At 71.2% G+C, this 18140-nt stretch carries 19 protein-coding genes and 1 pseudogene; 7 read left to right on the top strand and 13 right to left on the bottom strand.

Annotated elements, in window-relative coordinates:
• Nucleotides 1–95: 95 nt before the first annotated feature.
• From OG734_RS31920 to OG734_RS31895, 6 genes and pseudogenes are all read right to left on the bottom strand, one after another.
• Nucleotides 96–1412, bottom strand: coding sequence for a cytochrome P450 (locus OG734_RS31920; RefSeq protein ID WP_330293863.1), 1317 nt, complete (start codon nt 1410–1412; stop codon nt 96–98).
• Between the two features lie 226 nt (nt 1413–1638).
• Nucleotides 1639–2229: a GTP-binding protein gene (locus tag OG734_RS31915; RefSeq protein ID WP_330290895.1), complete on the bottom strand. Its 591-nt coding sequence runs from the start codon at nt 2227–2229 to the stop codon at nt 1639–1641.
• Complete coding sequence (locus tag OG734_RS31910; RefSeq protein ID WP_330290894.1) at nt 2204–2584, bottom strand: DUF742 domain-containing protein; 381 nt, start codon at nt 2582–2584, stop codon at nt 2204–2206. Before OG734_RS31910 ends, OG734_RS31915 begins: the two co-directional genes overlap by 26 nt.
• Nucleotides 2581–2982, bottom strand: coding sequence for a roadblock/LC7 domain-containing protein (locus OG734_RS31905; RefSeq protein WP_319090109.1), 402 nt, complete (start codon nt 2980–2982; stop codon nt 2581–2583). The genes OG734_RS31910 and OG734_RS31905 overlap by 4 nt, the downstream gene beginning before the upstream one ends.
• Complete coding sequence (locus OG734_RS31900) at nt 2979–4187, bottom strand: ATP-binding protein (protein ID WP_330290893.1); 1209 nt, start codon at nt 4185–4187, stop codon at nt 2979–2981. The genes OG734_RS31905 and OG734_RS31900 overlap by 4 nt, the downstream gene beginning before the upstream one ends.
• A 350-nt stretch (nt 4188–4537) precedes the next feature.
• Nucleotides 4538–4822: pseudogene (locus OG734_RS31895) on the bottom strand (DUF2087 domain-containing protein); the annotation flags it as partial.
• Nucleotides 4823–5058: 236 nt separating this feature from the next.
• On the opposite strand from OG734_RS31895, the gene OG734_RS31890 reads away from it, so the two are divergent.
• Complete coding sequence (locus OG734_RS31890; RefSeq protein ID WP_330290892.1) at nt 5059–5373, top strand: chaplin; 315 nt, start codon at nt 5059–5061, stop codon at nt 5371–5373.
• A gap of 98 nt (nt 5374–5471) precedes the next feature.
• On the opposite strand, the gene OG734_RS31885 is transcribed toward OG734_RS31890, so the two are convergent.
• The 7 genes from OG734_RS31885 to OG734_RS31855 all read right to left on the bottom strand — a co-directional run bounded on the left by OG734_RS31885 (nt 5472) and on the right by OG734_RS31855 (nt 10133).
• Nucleotides 5472–6341 carry a tyrosinase family protein gene (locus OG734_RS31885; RefSeq protein ID WP_330290891.1) on the bottom strand — a complete coding sequence of 290 codons (870 nt, stop codon included), beginning with the start codon at nt 6339–6341 and terminating at the stop codon, nt 5472–5474.
• Nucleotides 6325–6798 (bottom strand): tyrosinase family oxidase copper chaperone, encoded by a 474-nt coding sequence (locus tag OG734_RS31880; RefSeq protein ID WP_330290890.1) that lies wholly within the window; start codon nt 6796–6798, stop codon nt 6325–6327. Before OG734_RS31880 ends, OG734_RS31885 begins: the two co-directional genes overlap by 17 nt.
• Nucleotides 6799–6926: 128 nt before the next feature.
• The gene (locus OG734_RS31875) at nt 6927–7433 is read right to left on the bottom strand and encodes a hypothetical protein (protein WP_330290889.1); all 507 of its coding nucleotides are present in this window, start codon (nt 7431–7433) and stop codon (nt 6927–6929) included.
• Between the two features lie 189 nt (nt 7434–7622).
• Nucleotides 7623–8117, bottom strand: coding sequence for a DUF5949 family protein (locus tag OG734_RS31870; RefSeq protein WP_330290888.1), 495 nt, complete (start codon nt 8115–8117; stop codon nt 7623–7625).
• 166 nt (nt 8118–8283) lie between these two features.
• Nucleotides 8284–8574, bottom strand: a complete 291-nt coding sequence (locus OG734_RS31865; RefSeq protein WP_330290887.1) for a hypothetical protein — start codon at nt 8572–8574, stop codon at nt 8284–8286.
• Nucleotides 8575–8803: 229 nt separating this feature from the next.
• Nucleotides 8804–9619 (bottom strand): hypothetical protein, encoded by an 816-nt coding sequence (locus tag OG734_RS31860; RefSeq protein WP_330290886.1) that lies wholly within the window; start codon nt 9617–9619, stop codon nt 8804–8806.
• Between the two features lie 274 nt (nt 9620–9893).
• Nucleotides 9894–10133 carry a chaplin gene (locus OG734_RS31855; RefSeq protein WP_330290885.1) on the bottom strand — a complete coding sequence of 80 codons (240 nt, stop codon included), beginning with the start codon at nt 10131–10133 and terminating at the stop codon, nt 9894–9896.
• A 341-nt stretch (nt 10134–10474) separates the two neighbouring features.
• On the opposite strand from OG734_RS31855, the gene OG734_RS31850 reads away from it, so the two are divergent.
• Genes OG734_RS31850 through OG734_RS31825 form a run of 6 tightly spaced genes read left to right on the top strand, consistent with a single transcriptional unit; the run spans nt 10475 to nt 18137 of the window.
• On the top strand, nt 10475–11608 hold the full coding sequence (locus tag OG734_RS31850; RefSeq protein ID WP_330290884.1) for a DUF3344 domain-containing protein: 1134 nt from the start codon (nt 10475–10477) through the stop codon (nt 11606–11608).
• Nucleotides 11609–11653: 45 nt separating this feature from the next.
• Nucleotides 11654–12835, top strand: a complete 1182-nt coding sequence (locus OG734_RS31845; RefSeq protein WP_330290883.1) for a glycosyltransferase — start codon at nt 11654–11656, stop codon at nt 12833–12835.
• Nucleotides 12832–14280: a sugar transferase gene (locus tag OG734_RS31840; RefSeq protein ID WP_330290882.1), complete on the top strand. Its 1449-nt coding sequence runs from the start codon at nt 12832–12834 to the stop codon at nt 14278–14280. The genes OG734_RS31845 and OG734_RS31840 overlap by 4 nt, the downstream gene beginning before the upstream one ends.
• 5 nt (nt 14281–14285) lie before the next feature.
• The gene (locus OG734_RS31835) at nt 14286–15626 is read left to right on the top strand and encodes an O-antigen ligase family protein (RefSeq protein WP_330290881.1); all 1341 of its coding nucleotides are present in this window, start codon (nt 14286–14288) and stop codon (nt 15624–15626) included.
• Entirely contained in the window at nt 15623–17401 is a 1779-nt protein-coding gene (gene murJ / locus OG734_RS31830) for a murein biosynthesis integral membrane protein MurJ (RefSeq protein ID WP_330290880.1), read from the top strand. The genes OG734_RS31835 and murJ overlap by 4 nt, the downstream gene beginning before the upstream one ends.
• Nucleotides 17337–18137, top strand: a complete 801-nt coding sequence (locus OG734_RS31825) for a polysaccharide deacetylase family protein (RefSeq protein WP_443064955.1) — start codon at nt 17337–17339, stop codon at nt 18135–18137. Before murJ ends, OG734_RS31825 begins: the two co-directional genes overlap by 65 nt.
• The last annotated feature ends 3 nt before the right edge of the window (nt 18138–18140 follow it).

Here is an 18140-nt window from a genome sequence, read left to right as displayed (position 1 = left end):
CCGTCCCCGAGGCTGGACCTCGGACACAGGGCGCTCATGCCGGTCGACGCAACCGGACCGGTCGACTCAAACGGCGTAAGTGGGCGGGCAGTTGGTCAGAGCCGGAAGACATCGAGGAAGGAGCTCCAGAATCCCTTCTTGCGCTGTTCCTGACGGGCCGCCGGAGCCGGCGTCGACTGCGGGGCAGGACGGTGGACCGGTTCGGCCGCCGGCAGCGGCGCCTGGTTGCGCAGGGCCGCCGCCACCCGGGTGGCCGGCGTCGGGCTGAACCGCACCGGGAGCGCGGCCAGCGCGCGGTGGAAGGGGCCGGGGCGCCACAGCAGGCTCTCCTGCGGGACCGCGAGGGTCAGGTCGGGCAGCGCGTTGAGGATCTTCTCGATCGCCGTGAGCGCGATGACCTGGGCCGGGTCCTTGGCGGGGCAGGCGTGCGGTCCCGCGCCGAAGGCCAGGTGCGCGCCCTTGCTCGCCATCTGGCGGGCCTCGTTGAGGGCCGGGTCGCTGTTGGCGGCGGCGAAACTGATGACGACCGGGGTGTTCGCGTCGACCGGTACGCCACCGAGGTCGACGTCCTGCAACGGGTAGTGCGTCGCATAGTTGGCGATGGGCGGGTTGTTCCACAGCACGTGCTCGATGGCTTCCTCGACCAGCATGCCGCTGCCCCGCTCCGACGGGCCGTCGGACAGCAGCAGGAGCAGGGCGCTGGCTATGAGGTTGCGCTGGGGCTCCAGACCCGCGCCCATCAGCACGATCAGCTGGTCCCTCAGCTCCTCGTCGTTGAGGCCGGCGGAGTGCTGGATGAGCCAGGAGGTCACGTCCTCGCCGGGCTCGCGGCGCTTGAGCGTGATCAGTTCCTGGAGGCAGGTGGCGACCTGCTCGATGCCCTTGAGAGCGTCGTCCTGGCCGTCGAACATGGCGGACATACCGGTGGTGAGGCGGTCGCCGATGTCGGCCGGGCAGCCAAAGATCTTGTTGAACAGCAGGAGCGGGATCAGCTTGGCGTAGTCGTTGAGGAGATCGGCCCGGCCGCGCTCGCTGAACTGGTCGATCAGATAGTCGGCGATGGGCTCGACGTCGCGCCGGATACGGCTGATGTTCAGCTTGGCGAGGCTCTCGGTGACGGCCTTGCGCAGCCGCAGATGCACCGCGCCGTCCGTGAACAGGACGTTGGGCCGGTACGCCATCATCGGCAGGACGGGGCTGTCGAGGGAGATACGGCCCTCGTTCAGGGCGGTCCAGCGGCGCGAGTCACGGGCGAACAGGGTGGTGTTCTGGAGCACCCTGAGAGCCATCTCGTGCTGGACGACGAGTGTGGCGTCCACGCCCGGGGCGAGCTCGACGGGTGCCGCCGGGCCGTGGGCGCGCAACTGGTCGTAGATGCGGTGCGGTTCGGCGGCGAAGTCGGCGCCGTGCATGGGGCATCTGGCGGGAGCGCTCGGCGTGGCACCCGCGTGCTGTGTGTCCATGGGGTTCCTTAGGGTTCCCCGCGCCTCGGGGCGGGGGACGGGGGTGAGGAAAACTTGTACGGGGCCCTGGTCCGGATGGTCCGGGCCCCTGCCCGGAAGTGCTGCCCGGACCCTGGTCCCGGCCCCCTGTCCGGACCCCCTGTGCGGGGAGGGGCCCGAAAGGGAGGACCGGGGCTCAGGCAGCGCGGGTGAGCAGGTGCTGGACGAGGGCGATCAGCGCCCTCGCGGACGACTTCGGGTCCCGGGCGTCGCAGTAGACGACCGGGGTGTCGGGCAGCAGGTCGAGGGCCTCGCGGATCTCGTCCTCGTCGAACTCGGCCGCCGGGTCGAAGGTGTTGACGGCGATGGCGTACTCCAGGCCGTACTTCTCGACCAGGTCGATCACCGGAAACGTTTCCGCCAGCCGGGACGGGTCGACGAGAAGCAGTGCTCCGAGCGCGCCGCGGGCCATGTCCTCCCACAGCTGCATGAAGCGCTGCTGACCGGGCGTACCGAACAGGTACAGCACCAGTTCCTCGCTCAGCGTGAGCCGTCCGAAGTCCAGCGCGACCGTGGTCGTCACCTTGTCCGGCGCGCCCTTCAGGTCGTCCACCTGAGCGGACGCCTGGGTCATCTTCTCCTCGGTGCGCAGTGGGGCGATCTCCGACAGCGAGCCGATGTACGTGGTCTTGCCCACGGCGAAGTGCCCTACGACAAGGATCTTCGCGGTGGTGGTGACCGCGTCTGAGACGTAGATCGTCTCAGCCGTAGAGCGATTCGAGTCCATGCAGCACCTTTTCGATGATTCCTCTGTCGACGGACTGGGCGCGTGGGGGCGCGGCACGGCGCAGGAGATGACCCTGTTCGAATAAATCGGTCAGCAGGAGTCGGGCGACCCCCACCGGCAGCGACAGGTGCGCGGCGACCTCCGCGACGGAGAGGTAGCCGCCACCGCACAGGTCCCAGATGGCCCGTACCTCGGGGCTGGCGCCGAGCGGCACCTCCCGGTCGGGAGCCAGTGTGACCAGGGTGTGCAGGGACAGGTCATCGGCGGTCGGCAGCCGCCGCCCGCCCGTGATGACGTACGACCGGACGAAGTCGCTGGTGACCGTGACCGGAGCCTCGTCGCCGTGCGCGTTCATGCGTCCGCACCGGCGTTCTGGCGCGGCGGGGTGGTCATCGCCTTGCCGAGCGCCCCCACCTGCTGCTGCATCCGGAACGACATGGCCTCCATGTCGACGTCCAGCGCGGCCGACACGGCGAGGTAGGCACCGCTGCCGGCGGCTATCAGGAAGATCCAGCCGCCGTCGTACTCGATCAGCGTCTGCTTCCACAGACCGAGTCCGAAGCCTACGAAGGGGGCGACGGCCCGGCTGAGGGACTGCATCGAGCTCATCGCGGCGGCGTTGGTCTCCGCCGCGTCGCGCTCGATGTCACTGGACCGCTCCAGGAGGAGGCCGTCGGCCGAGACGAGGATCGCGTGACGGGCGCCGCGCACCTGCAGCACGTCGTTCAGCACCCACGACAGATCGGGATTCACTGGTCCTGTGGTCCTTCCATGGTCGTCGTATCCCGCCCAAGCAGCGTTCCGCGCTGGAACGCACCGATACGTGAGGCCGTCACCTCGGTGTTGTGCTCCGGCTGGGCCGGCTCCGGCGGCGGTGGCACCACCGCGACCGGACTGCCGCGCCGCCGCCGCTTGGGCAGGCCGCCGGCAGTCGTCCCGATCGGACGCGGCGGTCCGCCCGGCGTGGCCACCGGGGTCAGCCGCTGCGGGGCCACGGCAGGTGCCTCGGCCTGCGGTGCGGCCTTCGCGCGCCCGCCCTCGGGCTCGGGAACGTCCGTCGTCAACAGGTTCTCTGGCAAGAGAATCACCGCCCGTACGCCGCCGTAGGGCGACACCGAATCGACCGAGACCTTGAAGCCGTACCGGGTCGCGAGCATCCCGGACACGGCGAAGCCGAACTTCGGCGGGTCGCCGAGGCTCGTGATGTCGACCGGTGCCTGCGGGGAGAGCAGGACGGCGGCGCGCGCCTTCTCCTCCGTGTTCATGCCGAGGCCGGCATCGTCGACGATCAGGCAGACACCGGTGGGTACGGCCTGGATGTTGATGTCGACGCGGGTGCCGGGCGCGCTGTAGTTGGTGGCGTTGGCCAGCAGCTCGGCGAGGACGACCGCGATGGGCTCGACGGCCCGGCTGGCCACCGAGACGTTGACCTGGGTGTTGATGGTGACGCGGTCGAAGTGCTTGATGCGGCCCTGGGCACTGCGGGCCACGTCGTACACGGAGGCGGTGTTCTCGCGCCGGCCGAGCCAGCCGCCGCACAGCACGGCGATGCCCTGCGCACGGCGGCCGAACTGGCTGTTGGTGTGGTCGATCATCATCAGGTCACCGAGGACCTGTTCGTCGTCGCCGTAGCGGCGCTGCGACTTCTCGATGATGAGCTGCTGTTCGTCGGCGAGTACCTGGAGCGTCCGCATCGCGGACTTCAGGACGGCCTTGGTGTCTTCCTCCGCATCCTTGCGCACCGCCGCGAGGTCGCCCGCGTGCTGCGCGTTCAGCTGGGTGTATTCCGCATAGAGGCGGTCGCGTTCGCTTTGTGCGGCTTCGCGGGCGCTCTGCAGGTCGTTGCTCTTCCTGCGGAGCGCCATGTTGGTTCTGCGGGCTCGCATCACTGCGACGACCGCAGCGACCAAGACCACGAGCAAGATCCACAGCAGTGGATCCTGGATCAATGACGTCATGAGACTCTCTTCAAGTCGCCTTGCGACAGGAGCAGTTGCAGTCCGTTGGGTCCTGGCCTGGAACTCGGGCCTTGCCCGGTGGCGAACCTTACCGGCGGACCAACTCAGCCACTCCTTCGCGATGGGGGCCCTTAGAGACTGCCCCCGTGCGCTTGGCGCGCCTCAGCCTACTGAAAGTGGGATGATCTTAACAGTCAAGTGAGCGTCAAAAAGGTTCCGTTTACGCTTACTTGGAGACCTTCACACAGGATTCGCGAACGGGCCCACGACAGTTGAGGACCCGAGACCTCCGGACGCGCGAAGGCCCGCCCCCTGATTCTTTCGGGGAGCGGGCCTGTGGTGACGGACGCTCAGGCGGCGTCGGCGCGGAGGTCCGCCTCGGCGGGCCGCCAGTAGACGCCCCCGCTGCGCCGCAGATGGTTCAGGTCCACCAGATACCGGCGCAGCGTCACATGGTCGATACGGCTCGCGCCCTCGCACCACACCCGCAGCCGCTCGTCGACGAGCCGCTCGGCGTACTCGACCCCGGGCTCGAAGGTCTCCTCGGTGATGTGCCGGAGCACGATCAGCTTCCGGCTCCAGCGGGCGGGCAGCCGCACGAGTCGGCCGTCCTCCCGTACGAAGGTCCGCAACACGTTCTGGGTCTGCTGCCGCTCGTTCTGCTCGGCTTGGGGGTCGGATGCCATGCCCGGAGGCTAACCCGTGCACGAGCGGTGTCCCACCACTTCTGCCGTCACCCCTTTGCCGAGACCGCTCTTCGAAAAGGGTGACGCCCGGCTGAACGCCGTTACCAGGCGTGAGCGGGCGCGTTGTAGGGGAAGTGCGGGCGCGAGTCGAGCGCCCGCATTTCATCGAACCAAAGGAGAACGTGATGTCTCGCATCGCGAAGGCAGCCGTCGCCGCTCTCGGCACCGGTGCCGTGGTGCTCGGCGGTGCCGGTATGGCCACCGCTGACGCGGATGCCCAGGCCGCGGCCATCGGCTCGCCCGGCGTCCTGTCCGGCAACGTCCTGCAGGTTCCGGTCCACATCCCGGTCAACGTCTGCGGCAACACCATCAACCTCGTCGGTCTGCTGAACCCGGCCTTCGGCAACACCTGCGCCAATGTCAGCGGCCACCACCACAAGGGCAACCCCGGCCCCGACCACCACCAGGGCAACCCCGGCCCCGGCGGATACGGCAACTGACACGCCGTAAGGCAAGCACCGGAAGAGCCCCGACGGATCCACCGTCGGGGCTCTTCCGCGCTCGTACCGCTTTCCGTCCCTCGTCTACCCGTACTTCGTTACGCGTACCGGTAGACGCCGCTGTGGTCCTCCAACTGGTCCGGCGTCAGGTCCCACGGCGGCAGCGTCTCGTGCCGGGCGACGACCCGGCCGCGCTGTGCGTCGCCGGACCGCGGCGGCCGGTCGGGCAGATAGCGGGCGCCGGCCCCGTGCCGACGCTGCCAGCGCGACCAGCACAGGTCGACGAAGGCGTGGTGCAGCCAGAAAACGGGGTCGTTGACGGAGGCACCGCCGACCATGTGCCCGCCGACCCAGCGGTGGACGCGATTGTGGTTGCGCCAGGAAGCGGCACCCCGCCCGCTCCCCCACCCTTCGAGCTTGTTGCGGAACCCCTTCGCGGACGTCGAGTTCCACGGCGACACGTCGTAGACGGGGTCGGCAAGGGCCACGTCCAGGTCCTGCCGGGTCGGCAGCGCGAGCGGCTGGCGGGCGCGGCCGAGGTCCCGGGTGAGGAACTCGCCGTCGGTGACGCTCTCCTTGATGGTCCAGTCGCCGTGGTCGTAGGCGAACGGCCCGGTCATCACCCGATGGTCGGAGGATCGCCCGGTACCGCCGAGCAGGTCCTCGCTCCAGGGCGCCCCGGCCGTCGTACGGTCCCGGGTCCAGTCCCAGTACGGCAGCGTCACCGACGGGTCCAGGCGCTGCAGCGCCTCCTCCAGGTCCAGCAGGAACTGCCGGTGCCAGGGCAGGAATGAGGGCGCCATGTGGGCCGTACGCAGCCCCTTCTCGCCGTCGGAGACGTAGTACTCGATGTGCGTGCGCACGAACTCGTCGTACTCGCCCCGCCGTTTGAGCTCCAGCAGCGCCCCGACGAACCGCCGCCGCTCGCCGCGCGTCAGCGTGCTGACGTCCTTACGCGTGTACACCACGGCCACCCCCTTCCCCGCCGATGACCGTCAACTGCCGCCCCGGCCCCAGCTCGTCGACTGCGGCGCGGGCCGCCTCCAGGGCCGTGGGGTACGAGCGGTAGTGGTCGATCATGGTCAGATACGTCCCGTCCGCGCGCCGCATCAGATGCAGTGGCCGCCCGTCCACGGTGACGTGCCACCGCCCGCCGCCGGGCACGCGCAGGGTCTGCGCCATGTGGTCGAGATGCTCCGCGCCATCGACGTCGGCCTTCATACCGCGCAGTCGGCGGCCCCGGTACGTCTCGTCGAAGGACGGCGCCTCGTCGCCGCCCCCCGCACGCCGGGGCCACGCGGCGGCGACGACCGGGACCACGGCCAGGGCGAGGGCCGACACGCACAGGGCACGCAGCGCGTCCCGCCGCGTGCTGGAACAGGCACTGGGGCCTACCGGGCCCCGCGGTTCTCTGCTGACGAACAAAACTCTCGCCCTCCTCCTCGTTCGGTTCGTTCGGTAGCCACGACCGCCCGGTGACCGGGCCCGGGTGTCAACACCGGGCCCAGATGGTCCAGTTCGTCAGATCCCGCGACTACCTGGAACAACCCGGACTACATCGAGCCGAGCCCCAGGACGCCGGTCGGGGCCGTCTGCAGCACCGGGGTGAGTACGGCGGCCTGCGGCTCCTTGAGCGTCGGCAGGCCGAACCCCTCGGAGTCCGGCGCGGTCACCGGGGTGTCCACGGCCAGGCCGGGAGTCAGGGTCCGCAGGGCGGCCGCGGGAACGCTGACACCGGCCTGGTCGAAGCCCTTCCCGACGACCTGCGGCAGCGGCGCCTCGGCCGACAGACCGGGCAGCGCGGCACCCATCGGGACCTGCGGCACCGCGCCGGCCGGGATCATCTGCCCCTCGACGTACCGCGGACCCTCGGGTACGCCCGGCCTCAGCAGCGGCAGTTCGCCGCCGGCCCTGGGCAGGCTCACGTTGAGGGACTTCTCGACACCATCCAGAGGGACGGGTACGGGGACCGTGTCGGCCGCGACGGCGGGGGCCGCGGCGCCCACCGCCGCCGCCACGCCGGTGACGACGGCGGCAAGGGTTCGAGTGGTCGACTTCATCGCAAATACGGTCCTTTTCAGGAATCGGGGGGTGCTCATCCGTACCGCGTAACGATCCTGGGAACCGCATCAGCTGAAGATTCCCCCAACTGGTGCATTAATCGTCCGATCAGCCCGGAAGGGCGGCCCGGCCCGGACAGCCGACTCGCCTGTCCGGACCCCCGGACCTCACCCCGCGCCTGTCGGCCGTCAGCGCAGGCTGCGGGCCGGGAGGATGACGTGGGCCGCGGCCGTCAGGGTCTCCTCGGCGCCCGCGAAGGCGGCCAGCGCCTCCGGCTCGATGGGCTTGCCAGGCTGGGCCTCGGGCCAGGGGCGGGTGGTGAACACCAGGTAGGCGAAGCCTCGTTCGGCGACCGCGGTGAGCCATTCGGCGGGCGGGATGCACTGGGCGTTGAGCTGCGGCATGGTGACGACGGCCGAACCGGACTCGACGAGCAGGCTGACCGGCAGGCTCGGGCGGGTGGAGCCGTCGACGGTGTCGCCGCCGACCGGCAGACCGGTGTTGGCGAGGAGCTGCTCGACGGCGACGGCCGAGGCCTCCGGGCCGCCCTCGCCGTCCCCGAGGGAGTAGGCGAGGAGGTAGGGCATGTCACCGTCGGGGGCCTCACCGCTCCAGGCCATCACGACGAGCGTGCCCAGGTCGGCGATGCGGAAAGGGCGCGTTTCGCTTGAGGTTGAGGTCACCGCGGAACCTTATCGGCGGTATTTGACGCGTCCGGCCGCGTTCTCACTCGACCGGGGGATTTCCCGCCGGTATCCACACGAAAGAGGGACGGGACTCGAACAACGCGAAGGACCGATTCCACACCGCCGAGGAAGGCGGACGGAATCGGTCCTTTCGACACTCGTGTCAGCCCTGGAGGGGCAGGCCGCCGAGCAGCCCGCCGTTCGAGTTGAGGGCGGTCGTCGCGCCCTTCACCGTGCTGAGCACCGAATCCTTGTTCTCGGTGTCGAGCGCGTTCGACTGCTGCTGCAGCGGCTGCAGCTGCTGTACGTCGAGGGGGCCCTTGGTGAGCGTGTTCACAGCGCCGTTGAGGCTGGCGGGCGTGAGGTCGGCGGCGTCGTAGGCGAACGCGGGCGCGGCGGCTCCGGCGATGACCAGGGACCCGGCAACAACAGCGGCAGCCTTCAGGGACTTCATCGTGTTCCTTTCTTCGGCAACTCATGTCACCAGAGGGAATTCTGTCGACGTGCCTAACGAGCCCCGGTGTCGACGGAAACCCCGTACGCAGAAAATTTCTGCGGCCCTCGTGATTCCGGAACACGGAACGTGTCCCAAAGGATTGACGCACAAGCGAAATCGACGCACGGGCAAAAGACAGCCGTGGTACCGGCCGGTGGAGTCACCGGCCGGCACCACGGCCAGGGCGCTAGCGGGCCGGCACCGTCAGGGGCGGCACCGCGTCCGGCAGTTTGGGCGCCTCCGCCGGCAGCTTCGGCAGCGGCGGCAGACCCGCCAGCTCCGGCGCCGGCAGCTCGCCGCCGAGCAGGGTGGCGGCGACGAAGCCGACTAGGTTCGTCAGCACGTCGGTGACGGCCGGGACGACGTTCGCGGCATCGCCGGACGTGACCGCCTTGAGCAGCGCGTCGACCGACTTCTGCAGCGCTACGAGCGCGTCGGCCTTGATGTCGAGCGGGCCCTTGACCGCCTTGGCACCCTTGAGTGGCGCCGGAAGCGTGGAGACGACAGGCAGCGCGGGCTTCGCCGGGAGGTCAGGGGTCGTCGGCATTGCCGGAGTGGCCGGAGCCTCCGGGGTCGTGGGCACCGCCGGAGTGGCCGGGGCCTCCGGGGTCGCCGGCACCGCCGGAGTGGCCGGAGCCTCCGGGGTCGCCGGCAGGGACACCGGCGGAGTGGCCGGTGCCGGTGCGGCCGCGGCAGCGGCGATGGCCTCCTTCACTGCGTCGGTCAGCTTCGTCGCCTCGTCCAGCGGCAACTGGCCGTTGTCCGCCTTGAGTACGGCGTTCGTCAGATCGGTGACGGGTTTCACTACGCCGCCCAGGTCTCCCAGCGACTTGACCTGCGCGAGGAGCGCGTCGGCGTTGGGGACGGGCGCCTGGGAAGCCGCGTGGCCGCGCTCGCGGGCCGCGTCGCCGTCGGCCGCCAGGGCGGTCTGTGCGCCTATTCCGACGAGGAGGGTGGCGCAGAGTGCGGTGGACGCGATACGCCGTGCGGGCAAAGCACGCATGGAAGTTCCTTTCGATGGTGCGGTTGGGGTGTCGAACGGTGTGTCCGCTCGAATCCACCGTCCGATCCACCGTTGCCATCTGCAACCGGTCGCGCGCGCAAAGTGACGGTCCGTCGGGCAGGTCGGGTACGTCGTCCCTGGTGAGGCCATGTGTCGAGGCCCGCCCGTCGAGTAGATCGCCCGGCCCGCCATTCGGGGCAAACGCCGGAAACGCGAACCGGCCGCCCTCCCCTGAAGGGAGAGCGGCCAGCAGAAGGGTTCGCGCCGACTGATGTCAGTCGTTGACGCAGGTGTTGCCGAACGCCGGGTTCAGCAGACCGGCAGCGCTGATGGTGTTGCCGCAGATGTTGACCGGGATGTGGATCGGGACCTGCAGGACGTTGCCCGACAGGACGCCCGGGGAGTGGGCAGCGGCGGCGTGCGCGTCGCTGTCGGCGGCGGCAACACCGGCGGTACCCGCCACGGCGGCGACGGCAACGGAAGAAAGGGCGAGGCCCTTCGCGATACGCGACATGGAGAAGTGCTCCTTGGGAGTTGTCACAAAACATCCGGGCGGGGATGCCCGACGCTGTGTCAACGCGCGGCACGCGTCCGGGTTGTGCCGCCAATGGGGTGATCTCTCGAATCGCCCGGCTGCACGATTACGACACAGTCGGCATGAATCACCAACAAATACGCATAGCGGCTAGAGTTACTCACCTTCTACCAGCCGCCCCAAATACACCCAAAAGGCCGACTGCCACCCGGAATCCGTCGCTCGAAGCAGACCGGGAGCGCATGCGGCACCCAAGTGATCTCCAGATTTTCCGTCTCCCCGTCGGTCCACGACCTTTTCCCGAAAGGGCAACGCCGGTCATGCGTATTTCCCCGGGCCTTCTGCTGCGCCGTGCGATGGTGGGCGTCTTTGCCCTCGCCGCGATCTGGACTCCGGGAGGGACGGCGACGGCCGAGCCGCCCGTCGGCACGGAGTCCGGCAAAGAGAAGGAGCCGGAGGCGGAGCGCCTCGCGTTCGCCCAGCGCTACCGCGTGCTCCAGCACGGCGGGATCGTCCGCGCGGCCAACGCGTCCATCAGCTGCCGCACCACCCTCGGGACCTGCGCCGGCGTCCGCCAGGGCGAGAACCTCACGGCTGGAACAGGCGCCGCCAAGGCCGCGGTCAACGGTGACTTCGACATGTTCTACGTCGACGTCGACAGCGATCCCCACACATACAACTCCAGCCGGGCGGAGGTCCGGGTGCCCCAGGGCAGCCAGGTCTCGTACGCGCGGCTGTACTGGGGCGGCAATCTCATGGTCGGTGAGCAGAAGCCGCCGAAGGACAACGGGCGGGTACTGATCGCCGAGCCCGGCGGCCAGTACAAGGAGCTGCTCGCGGACTCGGTCGTCGGCCACCGGGTGGCGCACGGCGCCGACGCGTTCCAGGCCTCCGCCGATGTCACCAAGCTGGTCCGGGAGAGCGGTTCGGGGCTGTACACGGTCGCGCAGATCAATGTGGCGATGGGGAATTCGGCGGCCGGGGCCTGGGGCGGCTGGACGCTGGTCGTGGCGTACGAGAACGCGGCGGAGCCGCTGCGGCACCTCGCCGTGTGGGACGGGTTCGACGCTCTGGGGGAGCAGACGGGTGACGGTCCGTTGGTCCGGTTGGCCGAACTCCCGTTCCCGGCGGGCGCGAACGGGCGCGCCGGTCTGGTCGCCTACAACGGGGACCGTGGCAGCGCCGGCGACTCCCTGACGGTGTCCGTCGCAGGGCGCACAACCGCGCTCGGGGACGCGGCCAATCCCCTCGACGACGTGCTGAATTCCACGATCGGCCCAGCCGTCCCGGAGCGCGTTCCGGCGTACGCGAACACCCTCGGCTACGACTCCGACGTGTTCGAACTGGGTACGGCGCTGCGGAGCGGTGGTGACCAGCTGGCCTTCCGGCTCGTTTCCCAGCGGGACGCGGCGTGGTCCGGCGCACTTTTCGTGGCCGTCGACGCCCGGCAATAGCCGAGGTGCGTCCGGCACCGCCACCCGCGAGCGAGGAAACCGCGCATGCAACTGATCGCACCCGACCCCCGGCCACGGGTCCTGCACGTCACCCAGCCGGTGGACGGCGGAGCCGCCCGGGTCGTGACGGACCTGGCGCGGGCCCAGCTCGCCGCAGGTCTGCACGTCACGGTCGCCTGCCCGGACGGCGGTGACCTCCCCGCGCGGCTGCGGGCGCTCGGTGCCGACGTACGCCCCTGGCACGCGACGCGCGCGCCGGGGCCCTCGATCGTCGGGGAGGTGCGGCGGCTTCGGCGGGTGGTCGGGGCGGTGCGGCCCGATGTCGTGCACGCGCACAGCGCGAAGGCCGGGCTCGCCGCCCGGCTGGCGGTACGGGGGCGGGTGGCGACCGTGTTCCAGCCGCACGCCTGGTCGTTCGAGGCGGTCGGCGGACCCACTGCGGCGCTGGCGCTCAAGTGGGAGCGGTGGGGAGCGCGTTGGGCCTCCCGGGTGGTGTGCGTGAGCGACGCCGAACGGGCGACCGGGGAACGCGCCGGGGTCGCCGGGCAGTGGCGGGTGATCCCGAACGGGATCGACACCGAGCGCTTCCACCCGGCTGCCGCGGCCCCCGTACGGGCCGGGAATCCGCTGCTCGCGGACGTCGATCCGGCCGCTCCGCTCGTCGTGTGCGTGGGGCGGTTGTGCCGGCAGAAGGGGCAGGACGTGCTGCTCCGGGCGTGGGGCGAGGTCGCGGAGCGGGTGCCAGGGGCGCGGCTCGTGCTCGTCGGCGACGGGCCGGACGCCGGGCGGCTGCGGGCTCTCGCCCCGGACTCCGTGCTGTTCGCGGGGGCCGTCGCCGATGCGGTCCCCTGGTACCGGGCCGCCGATCTGGTCGTCCTGCCCTCCCGATGGGAGGGCATGGCGCTGGCGCCGCTGGAGGCGATGGCCTGCGGGCGGCCGGTGGTCGTCACCGACGTGGACGGCGGGCGCGAGAGTCTGCCCGCCGCTCTCGCACCGCGCTGTCTGGTGCCGGCCGAGAACCCCACCGCGCTCGCCGGGACCGTCTCCGAACTGCTGCTCGACCCGCCGCTGCGTGAGTCGCTGGGGCAGCTGGGGCGCCGGCACGTCCTGTCCGCGCACGACGTACGGCACACCGCCGAGGCCGTCGCGGACGTGTACCGCGAGCTGATCACCGCGCACGCCGTGCGGCCCGTGCGCGCCGAGTACAGGGAGTCCATCCACTCGTGACTGCGGAAAGTACCGTCCCGTCCCCCGGCGGAAGGCCGCGGGAACACGGATTCGCGACCGTATCGGCCGTCTCGGTCCATCCGCCCCGCGGGTCGGCCGACGGCTTCAGATTCCCGGCCGGCCGGCGCCCCGCGCCCCGGCCGGCCTCCCCGCTGCCGCTGCTCGTCGTCGACAGCGCCGCCGCTCTGCTCGGCGCCCTGGCACTGACCGAGCCCCAGCGACACCCCCTCCTCGTCTGCGCGCTGCTGCTCGGTGTGGTGGTGCTGAACACGCGCGCTTCGCTCTACCGGCCCGAGTCCGTGCCCGCCTTCCTCGACGAACTGCCCGCCGTCTGTGGCCGGATCGCGATGGGCTGGCTGGCTCTGGCCGCCGTGGTCGGGGCGTTCGCGCCCGCTGACGCGCTGTCCGCGCGCACCCTCGTCCTGGGCTGCGCGGTACAGGCGGCGACGAGTGCCGTCGGGCGCGGGACCGTCCACCGGCTGCGGCGCCGGACGCTGCTGCGCCGCCCGCACACGGCCCTCGTCATCGGCCCGACCGGCACCGCCCGGCGCGTGGCCGCCGCGTTCCTTCGCCACCCGGCGTGCGGAGTACGGCCGGTGGGGCTCATCACCGACCACCCGGACGGCATCGCGGGCCTGCCCGTGCTGACCACCGGCGAGGAGGTACAGCGGGCACTGATCCAGAACGGCGTCCGGGCCGTGCTCGCCGTCCATCCCTCCGTACGGGCCGAACAGGGGCCGCTGCTGAGGGCGTTGGCCGAGTCGGGCTGCACGGTGTGGGAGATCGACGCCGAGTCGCCCTCCTACGAGAGCGCCGAACGGCTCGCCGGGTTCTCCTGCCGACGGCTCGCGATGGTGCCGGACCGGCCGGGCAGCCTCGGCAAGCGGCTGCTCGACGTCCTGGTCTCGGGCACTCTTCTCCTGCTGTTCTCGCCGGCGCTGCTGCTGTGCGCGGTGGTACTGCGGCTGACCGGCGGGCGGGGGGTGGTCTTCAAGCAGGAGCGCATCGGCATGGACGGGCGCCCCTTCACCCTCCTCAAGTTCCGCACCCACCGCCCGGTCGACGAGATGGAGGCGGCGACCCGCTGGAGCGTCGCCGACGAACGGCGCATGAACTGGTTCTGCCGCTTTCTGCGCCGCACCTCGCTGGACGAACTCCTCCAGCTGTGGAACGTCCTCTGGGGCGATATGAGCCTGGTCGGCCCGAGGCCCGAACGCCCGTACTTCGTCGCCAAGTTCAGCCAGACCTACCCGGGCTACGCGGCCCGCCACCGGATGCAGACCGGGATCACCGGGCTCGCCCAGATCCACGGGCTGCGCGGTGACACCTCGATCGAGGACCGCTGCCGGTTCGACAACGCGTACATCGACAACTGGTCGCTGTGGCAGGACATCTGCATCCTGCTGCGCACCGCCGCCACGCTCGTCCGCCCGACAGGAAGTTGAGCGCAGTGAGCCACAGCCCCGCGCTGACGTTGCCGCGCCGAGCGCCCTTCGCGTACGTCGCGGCCTTCGCTCCGCTCCTACCCGTGATCCTGGTGATCGCCCTGCTCGCGCTGCCCGCCGCGCAGGGCACCGACGGCGGGGCGACCCCGGCCGACGCGGTCTCCGGGCTCGTGGTCCTCTACTGCGCGATCCGGCTCCTACGGGAACGGCGGCGCCCTCTGTCCCGTACGGCCGCCGTGGTGCTCGGGCTGCCCGTGGTCGGGCTCGCGGTCGCGGCCGTCGGGGCGTCCTCGCCCGCCGCCGGGATCGGGGGCCTGGGGCGTTACCTCCAGATCTTCGTGCTGGTCCCGGCGTCCGTGGTGCTGCTGGTCCGGGACCGGCGCGACTTCCGGGTGCTGGCCTGGGCGTTCGTCGCCTTCGCCCTGTTCCAGGGGGCGGTCGGGGTGCACCAGTTCGTGACCGGGACCGGCGCCTCCTACCAGGGCGCGGAGATCCGGGCGGTGGGCACCTTCGGGCCCGCCGATGTGATGGGCATGGCGACCGTGGTGGCCTTCGGGCTGATGTGCGCGGTGGGGCTGGCGCTCGGGGCGACCGCCGCCCGGCAGCGGGCCGTCGCCGCCGGCTGCGCCCTGGTGCTCCTCGCCCCGCTCGCCGTCTCCTTCAGCCGGGGCGCGTGGATCGCCACGGCGGCGGCCTGCACGCTGCAGCTGGTGCTGGCCGGGATGCGGCGCGCGCTGAAGGTCGGTGCGGTGGTGATCGCCTCGGCGGTAATCCTGGTCGGTGGCCTCGGCCTCGGTTCGGCGATGCTCCAGGAGCGGATCAGCAGCATCGGCCAAGTCACGGACGCACCCGACCAGTCGGTAACCGACCGGTACACGATGTGGGCGGCGGCGACCGACATGTGGAGCGAACACCCGCTCACCGGCGTCGGGTTGAAGGGTTTCCCCGAACACCGCGACGGACACGCCTCGTTGGCCCTGTCCTCGGGCAGCGACACGGAGGGCGCGGGCGCCGCGTACCGCAAGCAGCCGCTGCTGTCCCCGCACAACATGTACCTGCTGGTGCTCAGCGAGCAGGGCCTCATCGGGCTGCTGGCCCTCGGGGGCAGCTGGCTGGCACTGCTGGTGTGCGGCCTTCGGGGGCTGGTGCGGGCCCGGCGGTCGGCGTCCGGTGACGGGCTCGACTGTGCGCTCGCCGCCTGCGGGCTGCTGATCTGGCAGTTGATCGACTTCCTGTACGCCGACATCGGCGGACCCGCGACCGTGCTGACCGCCGTCGTCTTCGGGTTCGTCGCCTGGTGGGCCCTCGTCGGTGGCGACGACATGCCCGCGGCCTCGGCACGATGACCGCGAAGCCCCCTCGGTCCGAGGGAGAGACCAGGGTGACACTGCCCGCGGCACGCGCCGCTTCGCCGGGCGCGAAGGCAGGCGGAGACAAAGGGCGTTACGACGACAGCAACGGCAACGACTGCAACGATCCTGCCGAACTCGCCCCCGTTTCCAGGAAGTTCCTCGCCCAGGCCACCCTCATCACGGCCGTCCTCTCGGTCGCGGGCGCCCTGCTCGGGCTGGTCCGGGACCAGTCGCTGGCCCGGCTGTTCGGGGCCGGCAGTGACACGGACGCCTTCCTGGTCGCGTGGACCGTGCCGGAGTTCGCGGCGACGCTGCTCATCGAGGACGGGCTGGCCTTCGTCCTGATCCCGGCGTTCAGCATGGCGCTGGCCCGGCGCGCCCAGGGTGCCCCGGGCGATCCGGTGCGGGCGCTGGTCGCCACGACGCTGCCCCGGCTGGCGCTGGCGTTCGCGGCGGTCGGCGCGCTGCTGATCGCCACCGCTCCCTACCTGGTCGAGGCGCTCGCCCCCGGGCTGCCCGACCCGTCGCTCGCCGTGGACTGCACCCGCCTCACCGCCACCTGCGTGTTCAGCTTCGGGCTCGCCGGGTACTGCAGCGCGGCCCTGCGCGCGCACCGGCGGTTCCTGGCTCCCGCGGCGATCTACGTCGCCTACAACACCGGCATCATCACGGCGATGTTCGTGCTGGGCGGGCGCTGGGGGGTGCGCTCGGCGGCGGTCGGGGTGGCGGTGGGCGGCGCGCTGATGGTCGTCACCCAACTGCCCTCCGTGCTGCGGCAGTTGCGGCGGCGCCGGTCGGCCGTGCCGGCCGAGATCGTGGTGGAGGAGACGTCCGGCACGCCGATGGCGTTCGGACTCGTCGCGCCGGTACTGCTCTTCGCGCTGACCCGGCAGTCGCAGGTGCTCATCGAGCGTTTCCTCGCCTCCACCCTCCCCGCCGGGGCCATCTCGCACCTGAACTACGCGCAGAAGGTGGCGCAGATCCCGATGACGCTGTCGCTGATGCTGTGCACGGTCACCTTCCCGGTGGTCGCGCAGGCGATCGCGGAGGGCGACACCGAGCGGGCCCGCAGCCGGGTGGAGCGCGATATCGCGCTGGCCGCCTGGGTGGTGCTGCTCGGCGCGGCCTCGGTGGTCGCCTGTGCGCCGCAGATCATCGAACTCCTCTTCCAGCGGGGTGCGTTCACCGCCCGGGACACCGAAGCGACGGCCATCGTGATGCGCGTGTACGCGCTCGGGCTGCTCGGGCACACGCTGGTCGGCGCGCTCATCCGCTCGTACTTCTCCTCGAACCGGCCCACCTGGTACCCGCTGGCCGCGATGACCGCGGGCATCGTCGCGACGTCCTGGATCGGCGCGTGGACGGTCGGTCCGTGGGGGGTGTGCGGGATCGCCGCCGCCAACGCGGCCGGGATCACGCTGTCGGCCGCCCTGCTGCTGTACGGCATGGGTCCGCGCAGTGTGCCGATCCGGACCCGGCTGGTGCTGGCCGAGCTGAGCAAGCCGGTGCGCGCGGCGGTGTGCGCGACGGCCGCGGGGTCGTTCGTGACCAGCCGGATCGACGGGCCCGTGGCGGGACTCGCCGCCGGTACGGCGGCCGTCACCGTCGTCTACTTCCTGCTCGGCCGGCTCATGCGGGCCCAGGCCGTGCAGAGCTTCGTTCTCGCACTCCGTTCCGCACGCTCCATGACCCGAAGGCTTCCGCATGTCCGCAAGCGCACCCCCACCCACGCCCGCCCCCGTCCCCGCCGCCGCGACCGAGCCCGCTGACCGCGGCCGAAGAGCCGCCCGCCCCGGTTCCGTCCCCTGGGTGGCGATGTACCACTCGGTGGGCGACTGTTCGGACGACCCGTACCGCATCACGGTCACGCCCGCGCGTCTCGACGCCCAACTGCGGTGGCTGCACCGGCACGGGCTGCGGGGCGTCGGCGTGGCCGAGCTGCTCGCCGCCCGTTCCCGGGGCGAGGGGCGCGGGCTCGTCGGGCTCACCTTCGACGACGGGTACGCCGACTTCCTCACCAACGCCCTTCCGGTGCTGGAACGTTGGGACTGCGGCGCTACCCTCTTCGTCCTGCCGGGGCGGCTCGGCGGGGAGAACGCCTGGGATCCGCTGGGCCCGCGCAGGCCGCTGCTCACGGCGGACGGCATCCGTGCCGTCGCCGGGGCCGGGGTCGAGATCGGGTCGCACGGGCTGACACACGTCGACCTGACCAAGGCGGACGACGAGGTGCTGCGCGCCGAGGTCGCCGAGAGCAGAGCGGTGCTCTCGGAGTTGAGCGGTGCTCCGGTCGAGGGGTTCTGCTATCCGTACGGGACGGTCGACCAGCGGGCAGTCGATGCCGTGCGGGCGGCCGGTTACGGATACGGCTGCGCGATCGACCCCGGGCAGCTCAACGGCGTCCATGTCCTCCCTCGCGTCCACATCGGCGAGAACGACACCGCCGTACGCCTGCGTCTCAAGTACCGGCTGCACCGCCTGCGGCGCCGACCGGTCGAGGGGGTGTGACGG

The sequence above is a fragment of the Streptomyces sp. NBC_00576 genome (assembly GCF_036345175.1).
Classification (GTDB): domain Bacteria; phylum Actinomycetota; class Actinomycetes; order Streptomycetales; family Streptomycetaceae; genus Streptomyces.
Note: the sequence above shows the minus strand (reverse complement) of the source record. Positions and strands in the feature narration are given on the sequence as shown.

Bases quoted from the DNA above. Each gene is read 5' to 3' on its own strand.
- OG734_RS31855 (WP_330290885.1), bottom strand. From the start codon at position 10,133: ATGTCGCGTATCGCGAAGGGCCTCGCCCTTTCTTCCGTTGCCGTCGCC.
- OG734_RS31825 (WP_443064955.1), top strand. From the start codon at position 17,337: ATGTCCGCAAGCGCACCCCCACCCACGCCCGCCCCCGTCCCCGCCGCC.
- OG734_RS31850 (WP_330290884.1), top strand. From the start codon at position 10,475: ATGCGTATTTCCCCGGGCCTTCTGCTGCGCCGTGCGATGGTGGGCGTC.
- OG734_RS31900 (WP_330290893.1), bottom strand. From the start codon at position 4,187: ATGACGTCATTGATCCAGGATCCACTGCTGTGGATCTTGCTCGTGGTC.
- OG734_RS31920 (WP_330293863.1), bottom strand. From the start codon at position 1,412: ATGCACGGCGCCGACTTCGCCGCCGAACCGCACCGCATCTACGACCAG.
- OG734_RS31860 (WP_330290886.1), bottom strand. From the start codon at position 9,619: ATGCGTGCTTTGCCCGCACGGCGTATCGCGTCCACCGCACTCTGCGCC.
- OG734_RS31875 (WP_330290889.1), bottom strand. From the start codon at position 7,433: ATGAAGTCGACCACTCGAACCCTTGCCGCCGTCGTCACCGGCGTGGCG.
- OG734_RS31845 (WP_330290883.1), top strand. From the start codon at position 11,654: ATGCAACTGATCGCACCCGACCCCCGGCCACGGGTCCTGCACGTCACC.
- OG734_RS31865 (WP_330290887.1), bottom strand. From the start codon at position 8,574: ATGAAGTCCCTGAAGGCTGCCGCTGTTGTTGCCGGGTCCCTGGTCATC.
- OG734_RS31915 (WP_330290895.1), bottom strand. From the start codon at position 2,229: ATGGACTCGAATCGCTCTACGGCTGAGACGATCTACGTCTCAGACGCG.
- OG734_RS31890 (WP_330290892.1), top strand. From the start codon at position 5,059: ATGTCTCGCATCGCGAAGGCAGCCGTCGCCGCTCTCGGCACCGGTGCC.
- murJ (WP_330290880.1), top strand. From the start codon at position 15,623: ATGACCGCGAAGCCCCCTCGGTCCGAGGGAGAGACCAGGGTGACACTG.
- OG734_RS31910 (WP_330290894.1), bottom strand. From the start codon at position 2,584: ATGAACGCGCACGGCGACGAGGCTCCGGTCACGGTCACCAGCGACTTC.